The sequence below is a fragment of the Polaromonas sp. UBA4122 genome (assembly GCA_002381615.1).
Taxonomy (GTDB): Bacteria; Pseudomonadota; Gammaproteobacteria; order Burkholderiales; family Burkholderiaceae_C; genus Polaromonas.
On record DFWY01000138.1, the window covers coordinates 1 to 11189 of the forward strand.

At 60.1% G+C, this 11189-nt stretch carries 10 protein-coding genes; all 10 read left to right on the top strand.

Translation table 11 applies throughout. The features are described from left to right. Positions 1-59: 59 nt before the first annotated feature. Complete coding sequence (gene cheD / locus B3F77_RS16705; RefSeq protein ID WP_293606041.1) at positions 60-719, top strand: chemoreceptor glutamine deamidase CheD; 660 nt, start codon at positions 60-62, stop codon at positions 717-719. Further along, entirely contained in the window at positions 716-1801 is a 1086-nt protein-coding gene (locus tag B3F77_RS16710; RefSeq protein ID WP_293606042.1) for a protein-glutamate methylesterase/protein-glutamine glutaminase, read from the top strand. Before cheD ends, B3F77_RS16710 begins: the two co-directional genes overlap by 4 nt. A gap of 84 nt (positions 1802-1885) precedes the next feature. Beyond that, the gene (gene cheY, locus B3F77_RS16715; RefSeq protein ID WP_293606043.1) at positions 1886-2284 is read left to right on the top strand and encodes a chemotaxis response regulator CheY; all 399 of its coding nucleotides are present in this window, start codon (positions 1886-1888) and stop codon (positions 2282-2284) included. A 1-nt stretch (position 2285) separates the two neighbouring features. Continuing rightward, positions 2286-2927 carry a protein phosphatase CheZ gene (gene cheZ, locus B3F77_RS16720; protein ID WP_293606044.1) on the top strand — a complete coding sequence of 214 codons (642 nt, stop codon included), beginning with the start codon at positions 2286-2288 and terminating at the stop codon, positions 2925-2927. A 126-nt stretch (positions 2928-3053) separates the two neighbouring features. Then, entirely contained in the window at positions 3054-4196 is a 1143-nt protein-coding gene (flhB, locus tag B3F77_RS16725; protein ID WP_293606045.1) for a flagellar biosynthesis protein FlhB, read from the top strand. A 5-nt stretch (positions 4197-4201) separates the two neighbouring features. After that, positions 4202-6286 (top strand): flagellar biosynthesis protein FlhA, encoded by a 2085-nt coding sequence (gene flhA, locus B3F77_RS16730; protein WP_414703034.1) that lies wholly within the window; start codon positions 4202-4204, stop codon positions 6284-6286. After that, positions 6283-8706 carry a flagellar biosynthesis protein FlhF gene (gene flhF, locus B3F77_RS16735; RefSeq protein ID WP_293606047.1) on the top strand — a complete coding sequence of 808 codons (2424 nt, stop codon included), beginning with the start codon at positions 6283-6285 and terminating at the stop codon, positions 8704-8706. The genes flhA and flhF overlap by 4 nt, the downstream gene beginning before the upstream one ends. A 10-nt stretch (positions 8707-8716) precedes the next feature. Continuing rightward, complete coding sequence (locus B3F77_RS16740; protein WP_293606048.1) at positions 8717-9415, top strand: MinD/ParA family protein; 699 nt, start codon at positions 8717-8719, stop codon at positions 9413-9415. 55 nt (positions 9416-9470) lie between these two features. Then, entirely contained in the window at positions 9471-10235 is a 765-nt protein-coding gene (locus B3F77_RS16745) for an RNA polymerase sigma factor FliA (protein WP_293606049.1), read from the top strand. Positions 10236-10321: 86 nt separating this feature from the next. Beyond that, positions 10322-11189, top strand: an 868-nt coding sequence (locus B3F77_RS16750; protein ID WP_293606050.1) for a methyl-accepting chemotaxis protein, incomplete at its 3' end; no start/stop codon positions are given.

Here is an 11189-nt window from a genome sequence, read left to right on the forward strand (position 1 = left end):
TTCCGGCTGCGCGGCCAGACGGTTTATGAACTGGTGTCCAACCGGGCGACGGCGCAAGCATGAGTTCGGCGGACATGGAGCCGGTCGCCAGCCGCCATTATTTTGATCGCGAGTTTAATATTTCAGCGGTAAAGTTGTTGCCCGGTGAGTATTACGTTACCTCCAGGGATATGGTGTTGACGACAGTATTGGGATCGTGCGTGTCAGCTTGCGTGCGTGACAGTATTGCGGGTATTGGCGGCATGAACCACTTTATGCTGCCGGAAGATGCTGACCCGGCATCGCGGGACGCAGCCGCAGCCATGCGATATGGCGTTTATGCCATGGAAATGCTGCTCAATGAATTGTTCAAAGCCGGCGCCAGGCGGGAACGGCTGGAAGCCAAGGTGTTTGGTGGTGGCGCGGTTCTGGCCAATATGACGATGCTCAATATTGGTGACCGCAACGCCGATTTTGTACTGCGTTATCTGCAAACGGAACAGGTCCGGATAACGGCTCAGGATTTGCGGGGGAGCCTGCCCCGTCGCATCAATTATTTTCCCATGACCGGCAGAGTCACCTTGCGAAAGCTTCGTCGACAGGACGACGCGCTGCTGGTGCAGCATGACGAACAGGAGTTGGTGCAGGCGCTGTTGAAACAGCGAGGCTGCAACAAGGTGGCGCTCTTCGATACGGGCGTTCCTCGCAACGATGTTAACAAGAGTACTTGGGCCGTATGAGCGCAAATAAAATCAAGGTCCTGTGTGTCGACGACTCGGCACTGATACGCAGCCTGATGACTGAAATCATCAATAGCCAGCCCGACATGACCGTGGTGGCGACCGCCTCCGATCCTTTAGTCGCTCGCGATCTGGTCAAGCGGCACAACCCCGACGTGATGACGCTGGACGTCGAAATGCCACGCATGGACGGACTGGAATTTCTCGAAAAACTGATGCGCTTGCGGCCCATGCCTGTTGTGATGGTGTCGTCACTGACCGAACGCGGATCGGAAGCAGCACTGCGCGCCTTGGAGCTTGGGGCGATCGACTTTGTCACCAAGCCGCGCCTTGGCATACGTGATGGCTTGCTGGCCTACACCGACCTGATTGCCGGCAAGATTCGTATTGCCGCCGCCGCCCGGCTGCTGCCAGCAAGGCGTGCAGCGACGCCAGGCAGTCCGGCACCGGTGGTAGAAGCGCCCCTGCTGCGCAGTCCCCTGTTGAGCACCGAGAAGCTCATCATCATTGGCGCATCCACCGGTGGCACTGAAGCGATCCGTGAGGTCTTGCAGCCCTTGCCGCCGGACAGTCCGGGCATCATGATTACACAGCACATGCCCGCCGGTTTTACCCATTCTTTTGCCCAGCGCCTCAACGGCTTGTGCCGCATCGTCGTTTCGGAGGCCGTGCATGGTGAACGGATATTGCCAGGTCATGCCTACATTGCGCCCGGCGGATTTCATCTGTCGCTGACGCGCAGCGGTGCAAATTACGTTGCACATGTGGACCAGGAGCCGCCGGTGAACCGGCATCGTCCATCGATTGACGTGTTGTTTGATTCAGCTGCAAAACATGCTGGCAAAAATGCCATCGGTGTGATTCTGACCGGCATGGGGCGTGATGGTGCCGAAGGCCTGCTGCGCATGCGTCAGGCGGGTGCCCATACGCTGGCACAGGACGAGGCTAGTTGCGTGGTGTTCGGCATGCCGCGTGAAGCGATTGCAATCGGTGCCGCGTGCGAGGTCGCTCCGCTACAGGAAATGAGTCAGCGTGTGTTGGCACACCTGAGGTCGCTGGGTGAGCGGACCAATCGGGTATAGAGAAGAAAAAACGTTAGAGCCTTTGGCTGGTGTATCCGGAGCACCCGCGGATGGCTGTGTTGGTAATCAATTTTTGGAGTGAATGTGGTCGATAAAAGCATCAAAATTCTGGTCGTGGACGATTTCCCGACTATGCGCCGGATTGTTCGTAATCTGCTCAAAGAGCTGGAGTTCGTCAATGTCGACGAGGCCGAAGACGGCGCGGTCGGGCTGGAAAAAGTCAGGAGTGGCAACTACGGTTTTGTCGTGTCCGACTGGAATATGCCGAACATGGATGGCCTGGCCATGCTGCAGGCGATTCGCGCCGATCCTTTGTTTGCCAAGCTGCCGGTGCTGATGGTGACTGCCGAAGCGAAAAAGGAAAACATCATTGCGGCCGCCCAGGCCGGCGCCAACGGCTATGTCGTCAAACCGTTTACTGCCATCACGCTGGAAGAAAAAATTACCAAGATATTTGAAAAAATCGCGAAGGATGGTGCTTGATATGGCGCAAGATGACTTTTCTGACGCGGTTGTTGGCGATTCGGCCGAGCAACTGGTTAATCGCATCGGTCATTTGACGCGCCAGATGCGCGAAGGCATGCGTGAGTTGGGACTGGACAAGGGCATTGCCAGGGCGGCCGAGGCCATTCCCGATGCACGTGACCGTCTAGGCTATGTGGCCCAAATGACCGAACGTGCGGCCGAAAGAGCACTTAACGCGATCGATGTCGCCCAGCCCATCCAGGAGGGCTTGTCCAAGAAGGCAAAGGGCTTGACCCAGCGTTGGGATGTATGGTTTGCCAGTCCACTGGAGTTGGATGACGCGCGCGAACTGGTGCTCGACACCCGCAGCTATTTGTCAGAGGTGCCGCAGCAGGTCAGTGCGACCAATGCCCAGTTGATGGAAATCATGATGGCGCAGGACTTCCAGGACCTGACCGGCCAGGTCATCAAGAAGATGATGGACGTGATCAAGGAGATGGAGACGCAGCTGCTGCAGCTTCTGGTCGACAACACACCGGTTGAAAAACGGCAGGACGTGAGCCATGGCTTGCTCAACGGGCCTCAAATCAAAGTCGGCAACGCCGATGCGGTCGACGATCAAGGTCAGGTCGATGATCTGCTGGCCAGCCTCGGATTTTAAGAAAGCAGCGAGCCCTGATTGCCCAAGGAACAGGCCTATCCCTGGCCTGTTTGGCTGATCGGATCAAGGCCTCTGCCTCAATAATCTTTGGATGGTGCGCTTTGCGCCTGGCGCTCCGGAGCATTGATGGCGGAAGAAAGTGATCTCGAAAAAACCGAACCCGCCTCACCCGGGCGTCTGGAAAAGGCGCGCGAGGAAGGGCAGGTCGCGCGGTCCCGAGAATTGGTCACCTTTGTGATGCTGGTAACGGGCCTCGGCGGCCTGTGGGCCATGGGGGAGACGATGGGTGGACATTTCGGCGATGCGTTGCGCAATGGCCTGCAATTCGAGCGTGCCTCTGCATTCGATGCGTCACACATGATGGTGCAGGCCGGAACCGCCGTCCTGCATGCGCTGCAGGCGCTGATGCCGCTTCTTGCCATGATGCTGCTGGCGGCGCTGGTAGCGCCCATGATGCTTGGCGGCTGGCTGCTCTCAACCAAATCGCTGGCGCCCAATTTTTCAAAAATGAATCCGGTGGCTGGCATCGGCCGCATGTTTTCGGCTGAAACACTGGCCGAGCTGGTCAAGACCATCATCAAGTCCCTGCTCGTCGGCGGCGTTGCCTGGTGGGTCATATCGGGCAATGTGACCTCGATCATGGCCCTGATGAGCGAGCCGGTACAGGCCGCGCTGCCGCATACCCTGCGCTTGGTGGCCAGCAGTTGCGCACTGATCATTGGGTCGCTGTTGCTGGTGGTGGCAATCGATGTGCCCTACCAGCTGTGGAGCCACGCCCACAAGCTGCGCATGTCGCGCGAGGATTTGCGACAGGAACAAAAGGAAAACGACGGCAATCCGCAGGTCAAGGCCCAGATCCGCCGGCAGCAACAGCAGATGGCGAAGCGCCGCATGATGGCCGAAGTGCCCAAGGCCGACATCATCGTCACCAACCCCACTCACTTTGCGGTCGCACTCAAGTACCTTGACAAGGAAATGCGCGCACCCCGGGTGGTCGCCAAAGGCGCTGATCTGGTGGCCTTGCGCATTCGCGCCATGGCCGAAGAAAACAAGATTCCGATTCTTGAGGCGCCGCCGCTCACTCGGGCACTGTACCGCCACACCCAGTTGGGCGACGAGATTCCTGCCGCTTTGTATGCGGCCGTGGCTGAAGTGCTGGCCTGGGCTTATCAACTGAATCGCCAAAGCAGTGAAGGTGGTGCGATGCCGCGCACGCCTCAGGACTTGCCAGTGCCTGAATCACTCGATCCCCAGAGAACCCCTGCATGACAACAATGAATTCATGGTTAAGCCTACCCAAGCAGATCTTGGCGGGCAACAAGACCAAAGGGCTGGTCGGTCCAATTCTGATCGTCCTGATCCTCAGCATGATGGTCCTGCCGTTGCCGGCGTTTTTGCTGGACCTGCTGTTCACGTTCAATATCGCGCTGTCCATCATGGTTCTGCTGGTCAGCATGTACACAAAGAAGGCACTGGATTTCGCTGCCTTCCCAGCCGTGCTGCTGTTCACGACGCTGCTGCGCTTGTCGCTCAATGTCGCGTCCAGCCGCGTGGTGCTGATGGAGGGCCATACCGGCCCGGATGCCGCCGGCAAAGTGATCGAGGCTTTCGGTCATTTTCTGGTCGGCGGCAACTTTGCTGTCGGCGTCATGGTTTTTATCATTTTGGTGGTGATCAACTTCATGGTGATTACCAAGGGCGCGGGCCGCATTGCCGAAGTCGGTGCGAGGTTCACACTCGATGCGATGCCGGGCAAGCAGATGGCGATCGACGCGGACCTGAATGCTGGCCTGATCGGTGAAGACGTGGCACGCAAACGCCGCGCCGAAGTGGCACAGGAGGCCGCCTTCTACGGCTCGATGGACGGTGCCAGCAAGTTCGTCCGCGGCGATGCCGTCGCGGGCTTGCTCATTTTGGTGATCAACATCATTGGTGGCCTGATCGTCGGTGTTGCCCAGCACGGTCTCGATTTTTCGGCTGCGGCCACAACTTACACCCTGCTTGCCATCGGCGATGGCTTGGTTGCGCAAATCCCGGCATTGGTGATTTCAACGGCAGCCGGCGTGATTGTGTCGCGCGTGACAACTGACGAGGACGTGGGCGGACAACTCACCGGGCAGCTGTTTGCCAATCCGCGGGTGTTGTTTCTGACCGCGGGCGTCATCGGCTTGATGGGCTTGATTCCGGGAATGCCCAATATGGCGTTTCTGATCATTGCCGGTAGCCTGATCTGGCTCGGACGCCGTGTGATGCAACGTGTGGGGAGCGGCGCTGACGGCGCTGCTGCTGCTGAACCTCCTCCCGCGCCGGCAGCGGCGGAGTCGCAGGAGGCTACTTGGGACGATGTGTCTCTGGTGGATCCGCTCGGGCTTGAAGTGGGCTACCGGCTTATCTCTCTGGTGGACAGGGCGCAAAACGGTGAGTTATTGGGTCGCATCAAAAGTATTCGCAAAAAGTTCGCGCAAGACATCGGTTTTCTGGTGCCCGTGGTTCATATTCGCGACAACCTCGAGATCAAGCCCAACGCGTATGTGATCAAGCTAAAAGGCGTCCAGATTGGCCATGGCGAGGCCTCACCCGGCCAATGGATGGCCATCAATCCGGGACAGGTCAGTGCGACGCTACCCGGTACCCAGACCAAGGACCCGGCATTCGGCTTGCCGGCCATCTGGATTGACAGCAGCTTGCGCGAACAGGCTCAGATTTATGGGTACACGGTTGTCGACGCCAGCACCGTGGTGGCGACGCACCTGAATCACCTCATTCACGCGCATGCGGCCGAGTTGCTGGGGCGTCAGGAGGTGCAGCAGTTGCTGGACCGCATCGGCAAGGAGTCGCCCATGCTGATCCAGGATCTGGTACCCAAGACATTGTCACTCACGACCCTGCAAAAGGTGCTGCAAAACCTGCTTGATGAGAGCGTGCCGATCCGGGACATGCGCACCATTCTTGATGTGCTTGCCGAACATGCGCCGACTGTGACCGATACCACCGAGTTGACGTCGTTGATCCGGCTGGCGCTGGGCCGCGCGACCATCCAGCAAATCTTCCCGGGCAATGAGGAGCTGCAGGTCATTGGCCTCGACGGTTCGCTTGACCGCGTGCTGCTGCAGGCCCTGAGCAACAGCAATGGCCTCGAGCCAGGCCTGGCCGACAGCCTGCTACGGGAAGCCCAGTCGGCAATGGATCGCCAGGCGCAACTGGGGTTGACGCCCGTTCTGGTGGTGCAACATTCGCTACGCGTATTGCTGGCCCGCTTTTTACGCCGCAGTCTGCCGCAGCTCAAGGTGCTTTCTCACGCTGAAATACCCGACACCCGCACCATCAAAGTTACCGCCACTATTGGAGGAAAAGCTTGAATACCAGTACGGAAACCAGCACAGCGACCTGTAAGGTCGTTGCGCCCTCCAGTCGCGAGGCGCTGCGCCTTTTGCGCGAAAGGCTGGGACCAGACGCCATTGTTCTATCGAACCGCGTGACCGCCGACGGCGTTGAAATCGTGGCGACGATGGAAGAGCCCGTCGCCAGGATGACGGCTCCGGCGCCGCCACCTGCCTTCCCCAGCCAGCCGCCTGCCCCCCCGCCATCAGCGCTCAAACCCTTGTTGGGGCCGGCCACCGTCAGCGATGGCGATGGCGACAGCGTTCTGCGGGAAATCCATTCGATGCGCGGCATGATCGAAGAGCAGTTGGCCGGCATGGCGTGGAGCGAAAAGCAAAGGCGCGACCCGGTACGCGGGCACTTGCTGCGTACGCTCCTCGGTGCCGGCTTCAGCGCACGTCTGGCCAAAGATATTCTGGAAAACCTGCCCACCGGCCAGAGTTATGCCAGTGGCATGGACTATGTCAAGTTGGAGTTGGCACGTCAGATGCCCATGCTTGAGAATGAAGACGCACTGATGGACGAGGGCGGCGTCTATGCACTGATGGGACCGACGGGGGTGGGCAAGACCACCACGACCGCCAAGCTGGCTGCGCGCTGCGTCATGCGCTTCGGGTCGGGGAAATTGGCGCTGGTCACCACCGACAGCTACCGGATCGGCGCCTATGAACAGTTGCGCATCTATGGCCAGATTCTGGGCGTGTCGGTGCATGCCGTCAAAGACGCAGCCGACCTGGAGCGGGTGCTGGCGGACCTGCGCGACAAGCATATGGTGCTGATTGACACGGTGGGCATGAGCCAGCGCGACCGCGCCGTCTCCGACCAGATCGCCATGCTGTGCGGTTCCAGTCGCCCGGTCAAGCGCCTGCTGCTGCTCAACGCTTCCAGCCATGGCGACACGCTCAACGAAGTGGTGCAGGCCTACCGCCACGGAGAGCAGAGGGCGGGTAGTACCGACCTGGCGGGTTGCATCTTCACCAAAGTTGACGAGGCCACGCACCCCGGTGCGCTGATTGACATGGCAATTCGCTACCAATTGCCGGTGCACTACATCTCCAGCGGCCAGAAGGTCCCGGAGCACTTGATGCTGGTCGACCGCAGTGTTCTGATTGACAGCGTGTTTCAGGCCAAAAGCCGAAGCGCACTGTTTGTGCCCGGCGAGGCCGATCTTGACGAACGGCCAGCACTCCTCAGCAATGAGGCAGAAGTGGCCGCGGCAGAGGCGGTCAGTGAGCGTTTGCGCTCGCAATGCCAGCAGCTGATCCGGGCGCTGACTCACAATGCGCAGGAACTGGCTTCCAACGCGAGCGCGCTTGCCACCGGCCAGATCGGCTTTGAGGAAACCCGCGCACTCTGGCGCAATCTCTCGGACGACCAGGTTGGAGGAAAAACGATCGCGCAAACCCTGCTGGCACAGGCTCTAGCCGACATCGCTAGCAGTTGCAACGACTACGTGTTGGCGGTCGCCGGCGAGATCAGCCTCGCATCGGAGGAAGGCGCTGATTCCGGTGTGCTCGCCAGCACCCTGCTGCTATCGGACCGCAGTGGCCTGCCCTTCGCTGCGCCGCACCAGTTGCTGGTAGGCCCGGCGCAGCCCGGCATGCGGCAAGCTGGCTGGGTGCAACAGCTCAAATTAGGCAAACCGGTCGTTCACCTGTTCGCCCGTATCCCGGCATCCGGGCTGATTCATGAGTGGCAGTCCAGCGGCCTCCAATGGGTGGCCTGTGGCACCGCTGCCCTTCGCATCGTGGACGCTGGACGCGGCACTCCGGGAACGCTGGCCAAGCTGGCCGCAGGGCTCTCCTTCAGCGCTCCACAACCGATAACGTATCGGAGGAAGCCTGCCTTGCTATCGGTGGCAGAAGCGCTGGTTAGCCTGCGCCCTAACCCAAAGGACAGCACGGGGGGCACCGAAGCAGCCTCTTCGACGCTGCGCTGTGTGGTGCGGCGCATTGTTGACGCGGACAGCGGTAAACCGCTGGCACACAGCTACCTGCTGGCCAGTACCGACGTCCAGGCAACAGCACAGCAGATGGTGCAGTGGCCTGCCTGGCGGACCGCGGCCGAACCGTATTTCAAACTTCTGAAGCAGGGCATTCTGCAGCTCGGAGGCGGAGGCGGTGGCCTGGCGGGTGACGTTGCCGTGCGCAAGCGGTTGCTGGTTGCCGGACAGGCTTCAACCACGGTGTTTCGTCTGCAACGTGCGCAGGACGTCTGGGCTGACACGGCGCGCAAGGCGCTGGCACAACTGGCCGGACGATCAGTCCGCCCGGACCGACCCGTGCCGGGCCCCGCGCTGTTTGAAGGCTTGGGAAAACTTTTTGTGTTGCTGGATGCGCTGGAGACCGATGGTGCGGCCCTATCGCCTCAGTCGCACATGGCCCCGGCGCAAGCTTGAGGAGGCCACAGTGAGAAAAGTGGTTACCGATCAGGCTGACGGGCTGCGGCGCCTGATGGCCAGCAGCCCGGGGCGGCTGGTGGCCGTGGTTGGCAGCGGACCGGCTGTCGGCGTGACGAGCGTCACGCTGAACCTGGCAGCAGCACTGGTGCAACAGGGCCAGGATGTGCTGCTGCTGGATGAGCGCAGCGGGGCGCAGTCAACCCAGGCCCAGCGCGAGGGACGGCTGGTGTTGATCGATGCTGTGCTCGACAAGGAAGGAGCGCTGTCGCCACTGGCCGCCCAGGCAGATAACGTCCTGGTGGTGTTGCAGCCGAATGCGGCGTCGATCACGGCGTCCTATGCCTGCATCAAGAGGCTTCACTACGCCCATGCGCTACAGCGCTTGCGCGTGCTGGTCAACTACGCCACCGACGCGGCCGAGGCGCAACGCATACTGGCCAATCTGGCGCACACCGGCAGCCGCTATCTCGCGCTGGCGCTGGAGCCCGCTGGCTGTGTCAGGGCCGATCCGCGTCTGGCCCAGGCCCGGCGACTGAATTTGACCGTCGTCGAAGCATTTCAGACCAGCCCGGCCGCCATGGACTTTCGCCAAATTGCATCTGATTTGCTGCAGTGGCCGTGGCGCCCGCCGGGCGGCCGCGCGCCCTCACTGCTTCCCTTTGTTGCTGCCAGCCACGAAGCCAGTCCTGTGTTGGAGATGCACTGATGCAGAGCTCCAAGCTTGAAGGCCACTATCGTTAAGAAAGCAGGAGGAATCCTCAATGTACACATCCCAGGGCAAGATCGACAAGTCCGGCCCGTCCGATTTGCTGACGCAATACGTCCCGCTGGTGCGACGCCTGGCCTTGCAACTGATTGCCAAACTGCCGGCCAACGTCGAGCTGGATGACCTGATCCAGGTCGGCATGATGGGTTTGCTGGATGCCGCCAACCGCTATCAGGATGACCGCGGGGCGAAATTCGAAACTTACGCCAGTCAGCGTATCCGCGGCGCCATGCTGGACGAACTGCGTGCCAACGATTGGGTGTCGCGTGGCTTGCGGCAGTCTTCGCGCAGCGTCTCGACGGCGGTTCACGCCCAGGAACAAAAGCTTGGACGCGCGCCCACCGAAGGCGAGATCGCGCAAGAACTGCAGCTGCCACTGGATGCCTATCAACACCTGCTGCAGGAGATTCACGGCTGCCAGCTGGTCTATTACGAAGACTTTGATCGAGGCGACCAGGAAAACAGGGAAAACAGCTTTCTTGACCGGCAAAGCCAGGGCGCCCAATGCATGATCGACGAGCCGCTGACACAGCTTCTCAAAGGTGACTTTCGGCGTCTGTTGGTTGAAGCCATCGAACATTTGTCGGAACGTGAGCGTCTGTTACTCAGTCTGTACTATGAAGAAGAGCTGAATCTTCGGGAGATCGGCGCCGTGCTGGAGGTCACCCAGTCGCGCGTTTGCCAGCTCCACAGCCAGGCCATCAGCCGGTTGCGCAGCAGCCTGCGCGAGTCGCTTGAGTCTCTGACCAGCCCACGCTAGTCAACCGCTGGCGGTTTTCGAGTGACCCATAAAGTATTAACAACACACCCAAAAGAAGGACCTAAAAAGTGCGCAGAAATTTACCCGTGACGACTATTGAATATGAACTGCAAGAAGGGGCCACGCTGGTCTCCAGGACTGATCTCAAGGGCTGCATTACGTATGTCAACCCTGCCTTTGTGGAAGCGAGCAATTTCACCAAAGAAGAGCTCATCGGAAGCGCGCATAACATCGTGCGCCATCCGGACATGCCAGAAGAAGCGTTTGCAGATTTTTGGACGACGCTGGGTCAGGGGCTTCCCTGGACCGGCCTTGTCAAAAACCGGCGCAAAACCGGCGACTTCTACTGGGTGCTCGCCAACGTGACACCGATTCAGGTAAAAGGCAGGACGCAAGGGTTTATGTCTGTGCGCAGCAAGCCGGCGCGAAGCCAGATTCTCGAGGTTGAGCAGATTTATCGGAAATTCAAGGAAGGCACAGCTGAGCATCTGGCTATCCGGCAAGGCAACGTGGTGCGACGCGGCTGGCGCGCAGCCTTTAGCCTTAGCGCCGTGAGGCTTATTCCGATCAAGGACCGGATTGCATTGAGCACTGGCTTGGGCGCCGCATTGGTGTTGGTCCTGGGGGCGCTGGGCTGGTGGCAGGCAAGCGCTCTGGTCAATGCACCCGGCGGACAAAGTGGGTTGCCTGCGCTGATCGCCATGGTGTGCGGGGCAGGGGCGCTTGCTATGGCAGGGTTCGGCTATTTCATCGTGCAGACGATCCTGAAACCGCTGGACAAGGCCTGCGAGGTGGCACGTGCCATTGCGGGAGGCGACTTGCTTCACAAGTTCGCGACGGCTGCCTCCGATGAGACCGGCCAACTGATGCGCGCACTCAATCAGATGAGTGCCAATCTGGTGGCTGTCGTGTCCGATGTGGCGGCCAACGTCGACACCATCGCCACCGCCTCCA